We start from the raw sequence: 15,400 nt of genomic DNA, 5'->3' as shown, positions 1-15,400 counted from the left end.
GATGGCCTATCCGAAGGTCAACTCAGCCAAAGTCCCGGCCAGCCCACGCTTCCCGGAGATCGAGACGCAGATTCTCGATTACTGGAAGAAGGACGGGACCTTCCAGGCGAGCATCGACAACCGTGATGCCGGCGAGAACGGCGAGAACGAGTTCGTCTTCTACGACGGCCCGCCGTTCGCCAACGGCCTGCCGCACTACGGCCACCTGCTGACCGGCTACGTCAAGGACATCGTCCCGCGCTACCAGACGATGCGCGGCAAGCGCGTCGAGCGGCGCTTCGGGTGGGACACCCACGGCCTGCCCGCCGAGCTCGAGGCGATGCGCCAGCTCGGCCTGAAGACGACCGACGAGATCGTCGAGATGGGCATCGACAAGTTCAACGCGGCCAGCCGCGCCTCGGTGCTGAAGTACACCGGCGAGTGGCGCGACTACGTCACCCGCCAGGCGCGCTGGGTGGACTTCGACCACGACTACAAGACCCTCAACCCCGACTACATGGAGTCGGTGATCTGGGCGTTCAAGACGCTCTACGACAAGGGCCTGGTCTATGAGGGCTTCCGGGTCCTGCCCTACTGCTGGCAGGACGAGACGCCGCTGTCCAACCACGAGCTGCGGATGGACGACGACGTCTACAAGGACCGCCAGGACCCGGCGGTCACCGTCGGCTACGCGCTCGACGCCACCGGTGAGGACGAGGTCCTCGACGGCGCCCACATCCTGATCTGGACGACCACGCCGTGGACGCTGCCGTCCAACCTCGCCGTGATGGTCGGCTCCGACATCGACTACGTCGTCGTCGAGGGGCCGGTCCCGGGCACCGACGAGACGGCGAAGTACGTCCTGGCGGAGGCTCGGCTCGCGGCGTACAAGAAGGAGCTCTTCCCGGACGCCGACGAGGCGACGGTCCTGGGCCGCTACCAGGGTGCCGAGCTGCTCGGCCGCACCTACACCCCGCCGTTCTCCTACTACGCCGGCCACACCAACGCGTTCCGTGTCGTGGCCGCCGACGACGCCGTCACGACCACCGACGGCACCGGGGTCGTCCACACCGCGGGCGCGTTCGGTGAGGTCGACAAGGAGGTGACCGACCGCGAGAACATCGAGGCGGTCATGCCGGTCGGCAAGGACGGGCGCTTCACCGCGCCGGTGGTCGACTACGCCGGTGTCCAGGTCTTCGACGCCAACCTGCAGATCATCGACCACCTCAAGGCCGTCACCCGCGGCGAGGCGGGCGGATCGGTGACACCCGGCACGATCCTGCTGCGCCGCGAGTCCTACAACCACTCCTACCCGCACTGCTGGCGCTGCCGCCAGCCGCTGATCTACAAGGGTGTGAGCAGCTGGTTCGTCGAGGTCACCAAGATCAAGGACCGGATGCTCGAGCTCAACCAGCAGATCCGCTGGGTCCCCGAGCACATCCAGGACGGCCAGTTCGGCAAGTGGCTGGAGAACGCCCGCGACTGGTCGATCACCCGCAACCGCTTCTGGGGCTCGCCGGTGCCGGTGTGGAAGTCCGACGACCCGGCCTACCCGCGCCTGGACGTCTACGGCTCGTTCGCCGAGCTGGAGCGTGACTTCGGCACCCTGCCGAAGGACGCCGAGGGCAACCCCGACCTGCACCGTCCGTACGTCGACGACCTGGTCCGTCCCAACCCGGACGATCCGACCGGCAAGTCGATGATGCGCCGGGTCTCCGACGTTCTCGACGTCTGGTTCGACTCGGGCTCGATGTCGTTCGCCCAGAACCATGTCCCGTTCGAGAACGAGGAGTGGTTCGCCCATCACTTCCCGGGCGACTTCATCGTGGAGTACATCGGCCAGACCCGCGGCTGGTTCTACACCCTGCACATCCTGGCGACCGCGCTCTTCGACCGGCCGGCGTTCCAGTCGTGCATCAGCCACGGCATCGTGCTGGGCTCGGACGGCCAGAAGATGTCCAAGAGCCTGCGCAACTACCCCGACGTCAACGAGGTCTTCGACCGCGACGGCGCCGACGCGATGCGCTGGTTCCTGATGTCCTCGCCGATCCTGCGCGGTGGCAACCTGGTCGTCACCGAGCAGGGCATCCGGGACTCCGTACGCCAGGTGATGATCCCGCTGTGGAACAGCTGGTACTTCTTCCAGCTCTACGCCAACGCGGCCAACGTGGAGACCACCGGCTCGACGACCTCCACGGACCCGCTGGACCGCTACGTCCTGGCCAAGCTGCGCGACTACGTCGGCGAGATGACCACGGCGATGGACGACTACTACGTCGCCGAGGCGTGCGAGGCGACCCAGCGGTTCATCGACGTGCTCACGAACTGGTACATCCGGCGCAGCCGCGAGCGGTTCTGGAACGAGGACAAGGCCGCCTTCGACACCCTCTACACGGTGCTGGAGACGGTGACCCGTCTGGTCGCCCCGCTGCTGCCGCTGACCACCGAGGAGATCTGGCGCGGTCTGACCGGCGGCCGCTCGGTGCACCTGGCCGACTACCCGGTCGTCGAGTCCCTTCCTGCCGATGACGACCTGGTCGCCCGGATGGACGCGGTTCGCGCGGTCTGCTCCTCGACCTCCGCTCTGCGCAAGGCGCGCAAGCTCCGCAACCGCTTGCCGCTCGGCGGTCTGACGGTGGTCGGCGCGGACATCGCCGGCTTCGAGGAGATCGTCGCCGACGAGGTCAACGTCAAGTCCGTCCGGCTGCTCGCGGCCGACTCGGAGGAGGCCGGGACGTACGGCATCGAGCAGAAGCTCGCCGTCAACGCCCGCGCCGCCGGCCCGCGCCTGGGCAAGGACGTCCAGAAGGCCATCAAGGGCTCCAAGTCCGGTGACTGGTCGGTGTCCGAGTCCGGCGAGGTCGTCGCCGGTGGCCTGGCGCTGGTCGAGGGCGAATACACCCTGGAGACCGTCGCCGGCGCCGCCTCCGACGACGTCGCGGTCTCGATGCTCCCCGGAGGTTTCATCGTCCTCGACACGGTCGTCACCCCCGAGCTCGCCGCCGAGGGCCTCGCCCGCGACCTGATCCGCGCGGTCCAGCAGGCCCGCAAGGACTCCGGCCTCAACGTCGAGGACCGCATCACCCTCTCGGTGACCGGCTCCGAGACCGTACGCCAGGCCGCCACCACCCACGCCGACCTCATCGCCCGCGAGACCCTCGCCACGACGTACGACGTGGTCGACTCCCTCGAAGGCAACCCGGTCGATCTCGGTGACGGCGAGAAGGCCCAGATCGCAGTAGCCAGGGCCTGAGGATCGTTGATCCCTAGGAGGGTGAGTCACGCCGGGCGTGACTCACCCTCCTTGGGTTTCCCTCCTGGCAGATGAATCGGTCGCAGGTGACGCTCCTCGACTCGGTCGCCGAGCAGGTCGTGCAGGCTCGGGCGTACGGCACCTTCGAGGCGCTGGTCGGCGAGGCGCGTGCGTTGCCTTTCGAAGACGGCAGCGTCGATGTGGTGCTGCTGCTCGGGCCGCTCGATCACCTCGTCGAGCGCGAGGATCGGCTACCTGATCAAGCACGGATCGGCGCCCGCTGGTGGGCGTCCGCGAGGCGGCGCTGACTCTGGCGCGTGCCGTGGGTGGCCAGCCGGGTACCCGAGAGCTCTCGAATCATCTCCTCGGGATCGGGCGGCGACCCTCCTGAAATCCGTTGGTTCTCGGTGCCGCGTGCGATAACTGAGGTGTGGATGTCTCGGAGTCCAAGGGTGAGCGGGAGCATGCCGCTCGGTTGATGGAAGCGCAGCGGCGCCAGCAGGATGGTGTGCTGAGCCATGCGCAGCTCGTGGCCGGAGGCATGAAGCGCGCCGACATGATCAGGATGCAGCGGCGCAAGGAGATCGTTCGGGTGCATCCGCGGGTGTACGTCGACCACACCGGACCGCTCACCTGGCACCAGCGTGCCTGGGCCGCCGTGCTCTACGCCGCGCCCGCCTACGTGTGCGGTCCGAGCGTCGTGGCACCCCGAGCCGAGAGGCCGCTCCAGCCGGGAATGGTCCCAGACCCGATCCATGTCGCCATCGATCAGACGCGCAGGGTCGTGCCGCAGCCCGGCATCGTGATCCACCGTCTCACCAATCTCGAGACTCACGCCCACGGAGGCCTACCTCCCCGTCTGAAGCTCGAGGACAACGCGCTGGCGATGGCGCATGCTGCGCGTTCGGAGATCGACGCGATCGCCGGCCTCGCCGACGTTGCCGGCCAGACCTATGTCACCGCCGGGTCGCTCCGCCGAGCGCTGAGCCGCTTCCCGTCGCTGCGTCGGCGTGCCTGGATCGCGAAGATCATCGACGACCTGGAATCAGGAACGAACTCCGTGCTCGAGCACGGCTACCTCACCAGGGTTGAGCGCGCACACGGACTGCCACGGGCCCAACGACAGGCAGTGCGGACGACACCTGAGGGCCATCAGTTCCGCGATGTGGAGTACACGGCGTACGGGCTGGTCGTGGAACTCGACGGGGCGTTGGGCCACGACACCTGGCACGCCCAGGCTCGCGACGCAGACCGAGCGCTCGACGACCTCGCCGCTACTGGTTCGGTCACGGCGCGGTTGCGTTGGCATCAGATCTTCGGCACGCCGTGCCGTACGGCGAACAGCATCGCCAGCATCTTGTCGTCGCGCGGCTGGACCGAGTCTCCGGTGCCATGTGGTGACCCCTGCCCGATCGCACGGCAATCCTAGGAGTCTCCGTCACGTTTACCGTGATCCAGCCTCCTAGGGCAGAGAGAACGACGTCGCGGGCGGCTAGTGGCCCCTATCGTTGAGACGTGGAGAGGCCCACGCTGAAGGAGCTCGCCGTGCAGGCGCTGTCGTCGGTGGAGCACGGCTATGACCTGCTGGCGCCGAAGTTCGACGCGACCCCGTTCCGGACACCCGACTGGTTCCTCGCCGCGACCATCACGGCGCTGCGGGAGTACGGGCCGTTCGAGCGGGGCCTCGACGTGTGCACCGGCACCGGGGCGGGGCTGGAGCTGCTGGCGGAGGCGACCGCGGAGCCGCCGACGGGCGTCGACTTCAGCGTCGGGATGCTCGAGCAGGCCAGGGCCGCTCACCCCGACGCCGATCTGGTGCGGGCCGATGCTCGCGCGCTGCCGTTCGACGCTGCGTACGACCTGGTGGTGAGCTTCGGTGCGCTGGGGCACTTCCTGCCGGAGGAGCGGCCGGCGCTCTTCGGGGGCATCCATCGGGCGCTGCGGCCGGGCGGGGTCTTCGCGATACCGGTCAGCCGGGCGCCGGGGCGTACCAGTCCGGCGTACTGGCTGCTCTCCGGCTTCGACCTGGTGATGCGGGTGCGCAACGCGGTGTGGTGGCCGAAGTTCGTCATGTACTACCGCACCCATCCCCGGCCGGCGCTGCTCGCGGACCTGGCGGCCGCCGGATTCACGGTCGAGACGTCGCCGATGCCGGGTGTCGGGGAGCTGATCGTGGCGCGAAAAGCGGGGTAGTCCGGGAGCGAACTGTCCATATACCAGTGAGTAATAGACAGTTCGCCCCCGGACTACCCCCGGGTGGGGCCGGTCTCACACCCGACGCGGGTTGCGCTCCGCCAGCCGGGCGGCGATGACGGGGACGATCACGAACGCGGCGACGAGGTGCGAGATCACCAGCATGATGTTGGTGGCGTAGGAGTTGGTCACGGCGACCAGGCTGGGCACCAGCGAGAGCGCCGTCAGGGTCCAGGCGGTGCGCTTCCAGGTCGAGCGCGGACGCTTGGCGAAGCGGTCGAGACAGACGGCGACGATGATGCCGATCAGGCCGAGCTCGGCGACGGCCCAGGCGAGTCCGGTCGCGGGGATCGCGGCGGGTGCGACGCCGGTGCCGGGGAGTGCGACGTCGAACGGCACCCCGACCGCACGGGCGAGGAACTCGTAGACGCCGGTGACCAGGGCGCCGACGAGGACGGCGGTGATGCTGACGAGCCAGACCGGCATCCGCCCGGCGAACTGGCGGGTGGTGGTCGTGGCCGGGGAGTAGGTGCTGGTGCTCATGATGGTGCCTCTCGTCTCGTGCTTCTCGTGGATGTCGCGGCCCGTACAGCCGCTTCTCACCCACTCCACGAACGCCTCGACGCCGATACGACAGGTTGCCGCGAAAAAAATTCTGAGGGGTGAAGATCACACCCTCCGGGGCTTTCCAACGTAAGTAAGTTAGGTGAGCCTTTGACGGCATGACCCGCACACCTCGGATCGCGAAGCTGCTGAGCCCCCTGATCGGGCTGCTCGGCCTCCTGTTCATCACCAGTGGCGCTGCCACCTACTACCTGGCACACACCCAGCTGAAGGCGCAGGAGATCACCGTCGCCGACGACGCCTCGTTCCTCGCCGGAGACAACGTCGACGGCCCGTTCTCGGCCTACGCCCAGGCGGCCACCGTCGAGAAGCACGCGCTGGGGATCACCAAGGGCAAGACGTACGCCGAGCTGGACCAGGAGGACCCGATCCGGGCGGTAGCCGCGGAGTCGTCCTTCGTACGCGCCTCGCTGCTGACCGCGGTCACGGCCTTCGGTCTCTCGGCGCTGGTCGCGGGCCTGGGTGTGGCGCTGCTGTTCGTCGCCTTCGCGCTCGGGTCGCTGACCCGAGCGGTCGCGCCGGCGAAGGAGAAGGGGAAGGACGAGACCGGCCTCGAGCCGGCCACCGCCTGACCCTCACCATTCATCAACGGGCCCGGGAAGGCATCGCCTTCCCGGGCCCGTTCTCCCGTTCTCCCGTTATCAGCCCAGTCGCCGGAACGCCCGGACGGAGAGCGGCACGAAGATCGCCAGCAGGACCGCGGGCCAGGCCACCGCCAGGAGCGTCGCATGGTCGGCGAGGACGCCGGAGGTGATCCCGGTCGGGTTGCCGAAGAGGTCGCGGCAGGCGGTGGCGGTCGCCGAGACCGGGTTCCACGCGGCCAGGAAGCCGAGCCAGCCGGGCATCGTCTCGGGCGAGACGAACAGACTCGAGCAGAAGCCCAGCGGCCACACCAGCACCTGCACCATCGTCAGAGCACCCTCCATCCGCAGGGTCAGCCCGAGGAAGATGCCCAGCCACAGCATCGCCAGCCTCAGCCACAGCAGGAGGCCGACCGCGGCCGCCGCCTCGAGGAACGAGCCCTCGATCCGCCACCCGATCAGCAGCCCGCCGAGCATCAGGACGCCCAGCTGGACCGCCGAGTTGCCCAGGTCGGCGACCGCACGCCCCAGCGGCACCGCGAGCCCGCTCATCGGCAGCGACCGGAACCGGTTGGTGACACCGCGCTTGGTGTCCTCGGTGACCACAGCCATGGTGCCGTCGATGCCGAACATCATCGTCAGCGCGAGCACACCGGGCAGCAGATAGGGCAGGTACGTCCCGCCGCCCGGCATCTCGATCGCGCCGCCGAACAGGTAGCCGAAGATCAGCAGCATCATGATCGCGAACAGGATCCCGAACACGGGCCCCCACGGCTCACGCTGCCAGTGCTTGAGGTCGCGCAGCGTGATCACCCAGGTCTGGGTCGCTGTCTGTCGCAGGGTGGAGGAAAGTGTCGTCATCGGGCGGCTCCTTCGGGTGCGGTCAGGTGCAGGAACACCTCGTCGAGGGTCGGCCGGCGCAGCAGCACGTCGTCGACCGTGATGCCGGCGGAGTCGAGGCTGCGTACGACCTCGACGACGGCGGCGCCACCGCCGGCCGAGCCGGCCTCGACGGCGACCTCGAGCCGGTCCGGGTCGATGACCGCAGCGGAGCCGAGGGCGCCGGCCATCCGGGCGAGATCGTCCGGACCGGTCGCGGTGATGATCACCCGGTCGCCGCCGAGATCGTTCTTGAGCGCGGACGGTGTGCCCTCGGCGATCACCCGGCCGGCGCCGAGCACGGTGACCATGTCGGCGAGCTGGTCGGCCTCGTCCAAGTACTGCGTGGTCAGCAGCACCGTCGTCCCGTCGGCGACGACCTGGCGCACCATCTCCCAGACCTCGTGCCGACCGCGCGGGTCCAGGCCGGTGGTCGGCTCGTCGAGGAAGAGGATCCGCGGGCGGGTGACCAGGCCGGCGGCGATGTCGAGCCGTCGTCGCATCCCGCCGGAGTAGCCCGAGACCTTCCGGTCGCCGGCCTCGGTGAGGCCGAAGGCGTCGAGGAGGTCGCCGGCGCGGCGTACGGCATCGGGCTTCGAGAGGCCGTGCAGGCGGCCGAACATCACCAGGTTCTCCCGGCCGTGGAGGGCCTCGTCGAGCGCCGCGCTCTGCCCGACCAGGCCGATCGTGGAGCGGACCCCGGGAGGGTGGCGTACGGCATCGTGGCCGCCGACGCGCACCTCGCCGGCATCGGGCCGGGTCAGCGTCGCGAAGACGTTCACCGCGGTCGACTTGCCGGCGCCGTTCGGCCCGAGCAGGGCGTGCACGGTGCCGGCGGCGACCTCGAGATCGAGGCCGTCGAGCGCCTGGGTGTCGCGGTAGCGCTTGCGCACGGCTGCGGCGGACAGGGGAGTCATCGGCCCACCTCGATCCGGAACACGGCGCAGCGGCCCGCGACCGCCTCGAAGGCCTCCGGCGTCACCGCGGTGACCACTCCGGCATCGGCCATGATCTTCGCCCCGTCCGTCATCCGCTCTGGCCACAGCCGGAGCACGGTCAGCGCCTCGTCGCCCTCGACCTCCACGAGGCTCACCTCCTCGGTGGACCGGCCGACCCGCAGCGTGGCGCGACCGGACGCGGCGCGTACGTTGCGGGCCCAGTCGGCGCCCGGGAACCCCTCGAGCAGGTAGCGCCGTCCGTCCAGGTCCAGCACCGAGAGCGGTGTGCTGCGGGGCTTGCCGCTGGTGCGGCCCGGCACGGTGAGCACGGGCAGCTCCTTCATCCCGAGCCCGGCCCTCGACAGGGTCACGAAGACCTTGTTCATCGGCTTGAGCCAGCGCGGTGGCACCGGTTTCGCGTCGTTCGGCATCCAGGTCTCCTCCAATTTCGTACGCTGTACGAAGATGACAACGGACCGACTGTAGCATTTGTTCCGTACGACGTACGAAATTATTTCGGGGGAGGCTACGATGAGCGACGTGCCGGATCAGCCAGACCAGTCGGACCCGTCCCTGCGCCTGCTGTGGCGCCATCGGGCCGGGGCGCGCGAGGAGCCGAGGGCCAGGCGGGGGCCGAAGCAGAAGGTGAGCGTCGACGAGATCGTCGACGCCGCGATCGACCTCGCCGACGCCGAGGGCCTGGCTGCGGTGACGATGCGCGCCATCGCCCAGCGCTTCGGCCTGGGGGCGATGACGCTCTACTCCTACGTGCCCAACCGCGACGCGCTGCTGGTGCTCATGGCCGACCAGGTGACCGGCCGCGCCGAGCTGCCCGAGCTGCCCGAGGATCCGCGCCAGCGCCTCGAGCTGGTCGCCAACCTCGCCCACGACGAGCTCCGGGCCCATCCGTGGCTGCTCGAGGTGCAGGACGTACGCCCCTGGCTGGGGCCCAACATGAGCGACCGCTACGAGTGGCAGCTGCGCGCCGTCGACGGTCTCGGGCTCACCGATCTGGAGATGGACCAGACGGTCGCCGTGCTGATCGGGTTCGCCGGCAACATCGCCCGCAGCGAGCTGATGAAGCGCCGCGCCGAGCAGGTCACCGGGATGACCGAGTCACAGTGGTGGGAGGCCAACTACGACACCCTGAGCGAGGTCATGGCGGGCAGCCACTATCCGCTGGCCAACCGGGTCGGCACCGCTGCCGGCGAGGCCTACCAGGCGGCCACCGACCCCGCGCGCGAGCTCGACTACGGCCTGGCCCGGATCATCGACGGCGTCCTCGCGCACGTACGCCGCTAGCCGACTCGGCTCGTTCTGACCGGAAACGCTGCCGAGTCGGCGCGTCTGTCCCGGGTGTGGGAGTCGAGTGGGGGGGGGGGGGGGGGGGGGGGCCCCGCCCCCCCCCCCCCCCGGGGGGGGGGGGGGGGGCCCGCCCGGGGGGTGGGTGGGGGGGGTGGGGGGGGTGGTGTTCCCCCCCCGGGGGGGGGGGGGGGCGCGCGCCCCCCCCGGGGGGGGGGGGGGGGGCGGCCGGGGCGCCCCCGCCCCCCCCCCCCCCCCCCCCCGACTCGGCGTGGGAATCCGGGACAGTTGCGCCGACTCGGCGTTCGGGGTGTGGTCAGCCTGCGGTGCGGTGGGTGCGGGTGGCCAGGTGCTGGGAGAGGTGGGCGACCAGGTCCGCCGAGTCGTCGCGGGCGCCGTCGATGTAGGTCGAGCGGCGCCGGCGCAGGACCGGGAGGCCGGTGACGTAGAGGCCGGGGAGATCGGTGACGCCGCCGTGGTGGCGGATCGCGCCCTTGTGGTCGAAGACGTCGGCGTCGAGGAAGCCGTGGTCGGGCTTGATGCCGGTCGCCCACACGGCCGAGCCGATCTCGCCGGAGGTCAGCGAGAGCGACAGCAGCGGCTCGGGCACCCGGGTCGGCTCGAGCCGCTCGCCCGAGCCGCCGAAGGTCTGGTCGATGCCGCTGAGCAGCCGGTTGGCCTTGAGGTCGGCCAGTGCCGCCACGTTGGCCAGCGAGCCGGAGAAGAGCGCGGAACCGTCGCGCAGCCCGGCCAGCTTGCCGACCACGCGGACCCCTGCCTCCTGGAGCGTGTTGAGGTCGAGCGTGGTGGTGCCGCCGACGAGCTGGAAGGAAGAGAGCCGCCGGGCGCGGGTGATGTCCTCGAGCTCGTCCCAGCGCTCGTCGAGGATGCCGGCCTCCTCGATCCAGGCGAAGATGTCGCGGCCGCGGTAGCGGCGCGGCACCCGGACGTGCTCGCCGACGGCAAGGGTGACCTGGCGGCCCGAGGCCTGCAGCTCCGCCGCGATCTGTACGCCGCTGGCGGCCGCCCCGACCACCAGCACGCCGCCGGGCGGGAGCTGGGAGGGGCGGCGGTAGTCGATGGCGTGCACGGAGGGCAGGCCGGGCGGCAGGTCGGCGGCGAGGGTGGGCACCACGCCGCGTACGGAACCGGTGGCGAGCACGACGTGCTCGGCCGACCAGGGGCCTGCGGAGGTCTCGACGAGAAAACCGTCCTGACCGGGGGAGACACGGTGGACCTCGACGTTCTCGTGCACGGGTGCCGCGATCACGTCGGCATAGCCGGCGACCAGCGAGGCGACCTGGGCCGCGGTGAGGAACTCATCGGCCTCGGCGGGACCGAGCAGCGGGTCGGCGAGGCCGGGGAGCCGGTTCATCCAGCCCGGGGTGAGCAGGCGGAGCGAGTCCCAGCGCTGCGTACGCCACGAGTGAGCGACCTGCCCGCGCTCGAGGACGACATGGTCGATCCCCTCGGCACCGAGTCGGTGGCTCACTGCGAGGCCACTGTGCCCCGCCCCGATCACCGCAACCGTGGTGCGGCGAGACGGGACACTCATGCTCACGAGACCGAGACGCTGACCGCGGTCGGGTTGGTGAGGATGTCGAAGACGGCCGAGCGCTTCTGCGACTGCGCGACCAGCGCCTCCACGTCCTCGGGGGAGGCGTCGGCGTCGATCGAGTAGTTCACGCGTACGCCGGTGAAGCCGTTGCGGACGTCGGCGTCGGCGCCGAGGATGCCCCGGATGTCGTGGTCGCCCTCGATGGTCGCGGTGACGGAGTTGAGCTGGATGCCGCGCTGCTGGGCGACGGCGGCGACGCCGGCGGTCAGGCAGCCGCCGAGGGCCACCAGGACCGTCTCGACCGGCGTCGGGCCCTGGTTGTCGGCGGCGAACTGCGGCGGGTGGTCGCCGTCGGACTCGAAGGAGCGTCCGGCCTCCTGCTCCTCGCCGAGGCCGAAGAAGCCCTCGACCTTGCTCTTGGAGTGGGTGCCCTTGACCCAGGTGTTGGTGGCGCGCCAGGTGAACTTGGCGGCCTCCGGGGCCTCCTGCAGCGCGGCCCGCGCGCCGAGCAGGGCCTCGACGTTGACGCCGTTGTCGACGGTGGTCTCTGTCATGGTGATTTCCTCGTTTCGATGTGGATGGATGGGTGGTGGGGACTGTCAGGCCAGCGAGACGTTGACCGGGACCGCGCTGTTGAGCGTGTGGCCGACGGGCGAGCTGGCGAGCACCTTGGTGTGGAGCGCCTCCAGCTCCTCGCGGGGTGCCTCGGAGGCGATGGTGACCACGGCGTCGATCGCGTCGAAGCCGGCGTGGCCCTCGGCGAGACCGAGGAAGACCTTGAGGTCGACATCGCCCTTGAGATCGATGCGCAGGTCGTCGAGCTCGATCCCGGCGACCGAGGCGTTCGCCGCGTAGCCGACGGCGAGGCAGTTGCCCAGCGCGCCGAGAAGCTGCTCGACGGGGTTGGCCGCGGCGTCGCCGCCCCCGAGACCTGCGGGTTCGTCGGACTGCGTGGGCTCGAAGGTGCGGATCTTCGCCTCGGACGCGAAGGCGCCCTTCCAGGTCACGTGGGCGGCCCAGGTGGTGCGCGCCTTGGCGGGATCGTCCTGGATCGCCTGGACGAGGTTGCCGACGGCGGCGAGGTCGACGTCGTTGAGCTGTGTCTGTGAATCGATGCTCATGGAAACACTCCGGGGTCGAGGGACTGTCTTACTTGAGATACTAGACTAACTAACTCGACTAATCAGGAGGTCTCATCGCGCGGTCCGGCGTGCCGAGATCACGCCGGTGTCGAAGCCGGCCAGGTGCAGGCCGCCGTGGAACCGGGCGTGCTCGATCTTGAGGCAGCGGTTCTGGACGACGCTCAGCCCGGCGGCGCGCGCTGTCGCCGCGGCCTCGTCGTTGGTCAGCCCGAGCTGGAACCAGACCACCGGCGAGCCCAGCGCGATCACCTCCTCGACGACGGCCGGCAGGTCGCTCGCTCGGCGGAAGACGTCGACGATGTCGGGGGTCTCCGGGAGGTCGGCCAGGCTGGCATGGACCGGATGCCCGAGCACCTCCCGGCCCGCGGCGTTCGGGTTGATGAAGTAGAGCCGGTAGTCGGTGTCCTGGGCGAGATAGGTCGCCACGTAGTAGCTCGACCGGGCGGTGTTGGGCGAGAAGCCGACGATCGCGATCGACCTCGCCGCCCGGAGCAGCCCCTGCCGCTCGCGTGCGGTCGGCTCATGGGGAATCTGCGTGATGGTCATGAGACGTCCTTCGTGGCGGCGGTGAGCGCCTGGTCGAGATCGAAGATGATGTCGTCGGCGTCCTCGATGCCGACGCTGATCCGCACCAGGCCGGGGGAGACACCCGCCTCGGCCAGCCGCGACTCGCTGAGCTGGCGGTGGGTGGTCGAGGCGGGATGGATGACCAGGGTCTTGGCGTCGCCGATGTTGGCCAGATGACTGGCCAGCTCGACCGACTCGATGAACCGCTCGCCGGCCGCCCGGCCGCCCGCGATGTCGAAGGAGAAGACGCTGCCGGGGCCCTGGGGCAGATACTTCTGCGCCCGGGCATGGTGCGGGTGAGAGGGCAGGCCCGCCCAGCGCACGTGCTCGACGCGAGGGTCGGCATCGAGCCACTCGGCGACGATCCGGGCGTTCTCGACGTGGCGCTGGACCCGCAGCGCCAGCGTCTCGACGCCGAGGGCGAGCTGCCAGGCCGACTGGGGTGACAACGTCGCGCCGACGTTGCGCAGGTGCTCGGCGCGGAGCCGGGTGAGGAAGGCGTACTCGCCGAAGTTGCCCCACCACGACAGCCCGCCGTAGTGCTCGACCGGCTCGTGGAAGAGCGGGAACCGCTCGGGTGAGTACTCGAAGCGGCCGGACTCGACGACGACGCCGCCGAGCGTGGTCCCGTGCCCGCCGAGGAACTTGGTCGCCGAGTGCACCACGATGTCGGCGCCCCACTCGATCGGCCGGGACAGGTACGGCGTCGGGATGGTCGAGTCGACGACCAGCGGCACCCCGTGCGCGTGCGCGACGTCGGCCAGCCCGGCCAGGTCGGCGATGTCGCCGGACGGGTTGGCGACGGTCTCGGCGAAGACCAGCTTGGTCTCGGGCCGGATCGCCGCTGCGTACGCCTCGGGGTCGGAGGAGGACACGAACGTGGTCGACACCCCGAAGCGGCGCAGGGTCACGTCCAGCTGGGTGACCGAGCCGCCGTAGAGCTGGGCCGAGGCGACGATGTGGTCGCCCGCGCCGGCCAGGGAGGCGAAGGTGACGAACTCCGCGGAGAGCCCGGACGCGGTGGCGACTGCCCCGATGCCGCCTTCCAGGGAGGCCACACGCTCCTCGAACGCGGCCACGGTCGGGTTGCCGACACGGGTGTAGATGTTGCCGTACTTCTGCAGTGCGAACCGCGCCGCGGCGTCGGCGGTGTCGTCGAAGACGAACGACGCCGACTGGTAGATCGGCAGCGCCCGGGCGCCCTGGGCGGCGTCGGGGATGTTGCCGGCGTGGATCGCACGGGTGTTGAAGCCGTACGCGTGGTCGGTCATGAATCTCCTAGGCGGTATCGGACAGGAAGGTTCGGACGAGATCGAGGTAGCCCGGTGGGTCGAGCAGGAAGGAGTCGTGACCCCAGGTCGAGGCGATCTCGTGACGCTCGACGTCGACACCGGCGCGACGCAGCTCCTTCTCGATCAGGACCGAGTGGGAGGTGCCGAAGCGCCAGTCGGAGTCGAAGGAGATCACCTGGAATCGGGTGTCCCGGATCGCCTGCGCGAAGCCGTGGTCGGCGAAGGGATCGAAGTAGTCGAGGAGTCGGGAGAGGTAGAGGTATGAGAGCGCGTCGAAGCGGTCGACGAACGAGGTGGCCTGGTGGTCGAGGTAGCTCTCGATCTCGAAGTCGATCCCGAAGCCCGGAGCCGAACCCTCCCGCCGGGACCGGCCGAACTTCGCCTCCAGCCCGGGCTCGGAGACGTAGGTGACATGGCCGAGCATGCGTGCCACCGAGAGCCCGTTGACGGGGACGACGCCGTCGTCCGGGTAGCGCCCGCCGCGGAAGTCGGGGTCGCGCAGGATCGCCTGCCGGGCGATGTGCGAGAGCGCGATGTTCTGCGTGCTCAGCCGGGCGGAGGCGGCGACCAGAACCGCTCGCTCGATCTGGCCGGGCGCGTCGGCGGCCCACTGCAGGACCTGCATGCCGCCGAGCGACCCGCCGACGGCGGCGTACAGCTTCTCGATGCCGAGGTGGGACAGCAGCCGGCGGTGGACGGTGACCAGGTCGGCGGCCGAGATCATCGGGAAGTCGAGACCCCGAGCCCGGCCGGTGGCGGGGTCGACCGAGGCCGGTCCGGTGGTGCCGCGGCAGCCACCGAGGAGGTTGGCGCAGACGACGAAGAACCGGTCCGTGTCGACCGGCCTGCCCGGCCCCACCATCGTCGGCCACCACTGCGCGGCCTCGGCGTCGCCGGTGAGCGCATGGGCGATGAAGACGACGTTGTCGCGCGCGGGGGCGAGCTCGCCGTAGGTCGCGTAGGCGACCTCGACGGGCGCCAGCGTGCCGCCACCGGAGAGACGCAGCGGGTCGGACTCGTCGAAGAGGAGCGTACGCAGCACCACGCTCATCAACCCCTCTCTCCATTAAGTCGAGTCGTTAACTCCAGAAT

16 protein-coding genes are annotated in these 15,400 nt (G+C 70.1%); 6 read left to right on the top strand and 10 right to left on the bottom strand.

The genetic code is table 11. The features are described from left to right. The first annotated feature begins 1 nt into the window (after position 1). The 4 genes from ileS (at position 2) to ACZ6WN_RS20455 (ending at position 5,425) form a co-directional block, all read left to right on the top strand. Positions 2 to 3,232 carry an isoleucine--tRNA ligase gene (gene ileS / locus ACZ6WN_RS20470; RefSeq protein WP_465867141.1) on the top strand — a complete coding sequence of 1,077 codons (3,231 nt, stop codon included), beginning with the start codon at positions 2 to 4 and terminating at the stop codon, positions 3,230 to 3,232. A 71-nt stretch (positions 3,233 to 3,303) separates the two neighbouring features. Further along, on the top strand, positions 3,304 to 3,540 hold the full coding sequence (locus ACZ6WN_RS20465) for a class I SAM-dependent methyltransferase (RefSeq protein ID WP_465867139.1): 237 nt from the start codon (positions 3,304 to 3,306) through the stop codon (positions 3,538 to 3,540). Between the two features lie 122 nt (positions 3,541 to 3,662). After that, complete coding sequence (locus ACZ6WN_RS20460; RefSeq protein WP_465867138.1) at positions 3,663 to 4,661, top strand: hypothetical protein; 999 nt, start codon at positions 3,663 to 3,665, stop codon at positions 4,659 to 4,661. An 86-nt stretch (positions 4,662 to 4,747) separates the two neighbouring features. After that, positions 4,748 to 5,425: a class I SAM-dependent methyltransferase gene (locus tag ACZ6WN_RS20455; protein WP_465867136.1), complete on the top strand. Its 678-nt coding sequence runs from the start codon at positions 4,748 to 4,750 to the stop codon at positions 5,423 to 5,425. A gap of 75 nt (positions 5,426 to 5,500) precedes the next feature. On the opposite strand, the gene ACZ6WN_RS20450 is transcribed toward ACZ6WN_RS20455, so the two are convergent. After that, complete coding sequence (locus ACZ6WN_RS20450) at positions 5,501 to 5,968, bottom strand: DUF6069 family protein (RefSeq protein ID WP_465867134.1); 468 nt, start codon at positions 5,966 to 5,968, stop codon at positions 5,501 to 5,503. Positions 5,969 to 6,147: 179 nt separating this feature from the next. Here ACZ6WN_RS20450 and ACZ6WN_RS20445 point away from each other — a divergent pair, with 179 nt between their 5' ends. Further along, positions 6,148 to 6,621 carry an aromatic ring-opening dioxygenase LigA gene (locus ACZ6WN_RS20445; protein ID WP_465867132.1) on the top strand — a complete coding sequence of 158 codons (474 nt, stop codon included), beginning with the start codon at positions 6,148 to 6,150 and terminating at the stop codon, positions 6,619 to 6,621. 69 nt (positions 6,622 to 6,690) lie between these two features. Here the strand turns inward: ACZ6WN_RS20445 and ACZ6WN_RS20440 are convergent, their stop codons facing one another. Genes ACZ6WN_RS20440 through ACZ6WN_RS20430 form a run of 3 tightly spaced genes read right to left on the bottom strand, consistent with a single transcriptional unit; the run spans position 6,691 to position 8,878 of the window. Then, positions 6,691 to 7,491 carry an ABC transporter permease gene (locus ACZ6WN_RS20440; protein WP_465867131.1) on the bottom strand — a complete coding sequence of 267 codons (801 nt, stop codon included), beginning with the start codon at positions 7,489 to 7,491 and terminating at the stop codon, positions 6,691 to 6,693. Then, on the bottom strand, positions 7,488 to 8,426 hold the full coding sequence (locus tag ACZ6WN_RS20435; RefSeq protein WP_465867130.1) for an ATP-binding cassette domain-containing protein: 939 nt from the start codon (positions 8,424 to 8,426) through the stop codon (positions 7,488 to 7,490). The genes ACZ6WN_RS20440 and ACZ6WN_RS20435 overlap by 4 nt, the downstream gene beginning before the upstream one ends. Next, positions 8,423 to 8,878, bottom strand: coding sequence for a nitroreductase/quinone reductase family protein (locus ACZ6WN_RS20430; protein ID WP_465867128.1), 456 nt, complete (start codon positions 8,876 to 8,878; stop codon positions 8,423 to 8,425). The genes ACZ6WN_RS20435 and ACZ6WN_RS20430 overlap by 4 nt, the downstream gene beginning before the upstream one ends. A gap of 109 nt (positions 8,879 to 8,987) precedes the next feature. Between ACZ6WN_RS20430 and ACZ6WN_RS20425 the strand changes: the two genes are divergently transcribed. Beyond that, positions 8,988 to 9,749, top strand: coding sequence for a TetR/AcrR family transcriptional regulator (locus ACZ6WN_RS20425; RefSeq protein ID WP_465867127.1), 762 nt, complete (start codon positions 8,988 to 8,990; stop codon positions 9,747 to 9,749). A gap of 316 nt (positions 9,750 to 10,065) precedes the next feature. Here the strand turns inward: ACZ6WN_RS20425 and ACZ6WN_RS20420 are convergent, their stop codons facing one another. From ACZ6WN_RS20420 to metX, 6 genes are all read right to left on the bottom strand, one after another. Then, positions 10,066 to 11,304: an NAD(P)-binding domain-containing protein gene (locus ACZ6WN_RS20420; RefSeq protein ID WP_465867125.1), complete on the bottom strand. Its 1,239-nt coding sequence runs from the start codon at positions 11,302 to 11,304 to the stop codon at positions 10,066 to 10,068. Positions 11,305 to 11,306: 2 nt separating this feature from the next. Then, complete coding sequence (locus ACZ6WN_RS20415) at positions 11,307 to 11,861, bottom strand: OsmC family protein (protein WP_465867123.1); 555 nt, start codon at positions 11,859 to 11,861, stop codon at positions 11,307 to 11,309. Between the two features lie 45 nt (positions 11,862 to 11,906). Continuing rightward, the gene (locus ACZ6WN_RS20410) at positions 11,907 to 12,428 is read right to left on the bottom strand and encodes an OsmC family protein (RefSeq protein ID WP_465867121.1); all 522 of its coding nucleotides are present in this window, start codon (positions 12,426 to 12,428) and stop codon (positions 11,907 to 11,909) included. Between the two features lie 72 nt (positions 12,429 to 12,500). Continuing rightward, positions 12,501 to 12,995: a CoA-binding protein gene (locus tag ACZ6WN_RS20405; protein WP_465867120.1), complete on the bottom strand. Its 495-nt coding sequence runs from the start codon at positions 12,993 to 12,995 to the stop codon at positions 12,501 to 12,503. After that, positions 12,992 to 14,287, bottom strand: a complete 1,296-nt coding sequence (locus tag ACZ6WN_RS20400; protein ID WP_465867118.1) for an O-acetylhomoserine aminocarboxypropyltransferase/cysteine synthase family protein — start codon at positions 14,285 to 14,287, stop codon at positions 12,992 to 12,994. The genes ACZ6WN_RS20405 and ACZ6WN_RS20400 overlap by 4 nt, the downstream gene beginning before the upstream one ends. Before the next feature lie 7 nt (positions 14,288 to 14,294). After that, the gene (metX, locus tag ACZ6WN_RS20395; protein ID WP_465867117.1) at positions 14,295 to 15,359 is read right to left on the bottom strand and encodes a homoserine O-acetyltransferase MetX; all 1,065 of its coding nucleotides are present in this window, start codon (positions 15,357 to 15,359) and stop codon (positions 14,295 to 14,297) included. Positions 15,360 to 15,400 lie beyond the last annotated feature (41 nt).

It is taken from the genome of Nocardioides sp. NPDC054178 (assembly GCF_055585005.1).
The sequence above is the reverse complement of the archived record's forward strand: the minus strand, read 5'-3'. Positions and strand labels throughout refer to the sequence as shown.

What these genes read in the sequence shown, in the direction of transcription:
- ileS (WP_465867141.1), top strand. Translation starts at nt 2, where the DNA reads ATGGCCTATCCGAAGGTCAACTCAGCCAAAGTCCCGGCCAGCCCACGC.
- ACZ6WN_RS20465 (WP_465867139.1), top strand. Translation starts at nt 3,304, where the DNA reads ATGAATCGGTCGCAGGTGACGCTCCTCGACTCGGTCGCCGAGCAGGTC.
- ACZ6WN_RS20450 (WP_465867134.1), bottom strand. Translation starts at nt 5,968, where the DNA reads ATGAGCACCAGCACCTACTCCCCGGCCACGACCACCACCCGCCAGTTC.
- ACZ6WN_RS20445 (WP_465867132.1), top strand. Translation starts at nt 6,148, where the DNA reads ATGACCCGCACACCTCGGATCGCGAAGCTGCTGAGCCCCCTGATCGGG.
- ACZ6WN_RS20440 (WP_465867131.1), bottom strand. Translation starts at nt 7,491, where the DNA reads ATGACGACACTTTCCTCCACCCTGCGACAGACAGCGACCCAGACCTGG.
- ACZ6WN_RS20435 (WP_465867130.1), bottom strand. Translation starts at nt 8,426, where the DNA reads ATGACTCCCCTGTCCGCCGCAGCCGTGCGCAAGCGCTACCGCGACACC.
- ACZ6WN_RS20430 (WP_465867128.1), bottom strand. Translation starts at nt 8,878, where the DNA reads ATGCCGAACGACGCGAAACCGGTGCCACCGCGCTGGCTCAAGCCGATG.
- ACZ6WN_RS20420 (WP_465867125.1), bottom strand. Translation starts at nt 11,304, where the DNA reads ATGAGTGTCCCGTCTCGCCGCACCACGGTTGCGGTGATCGGGGCGGGG.
- ACZ6WN_RS20415 (WP_465867123.1), bottom strand. Translation starts at nt 11,861, where the DNA reads ATGACAGAGACCACCGTCGACAACGGCGTCAACGTCGAGGCCCTGCTC.
- ACZ6WN_RS20410 (WP_465867121.1), bottom strand. Translation starts at nt 12,428, where the DNA reads ATGAGCATCGATTCACAGACACAGCTCAACGACGTCGACCTCGCCGCC.
- ACZ6WN_RS20405 (WP_465867120.1), bottom strand. Translation starts at nt 12,995, where the DNA reads ATGACCATCACGCAGATTCCCCATGAGCCGACCGCACGCGAGCGGCAG.
- ACZ6WN_RS20400 (WP_465867118.1), bottom strand. Translation starts at nt 14,287, where the DNA reads ATGACCGACCACGCGTACGGCTTCAACACCCGTGCGATCCACGCCGGC.
- metX (WP_465867117.1), bottom strand. Translation starts at nt 15,359, where the DNA reads ATGAGCGTGGTGCTGCGTACGCTCCTCTTCGACGAGTCCGACCCGCTG.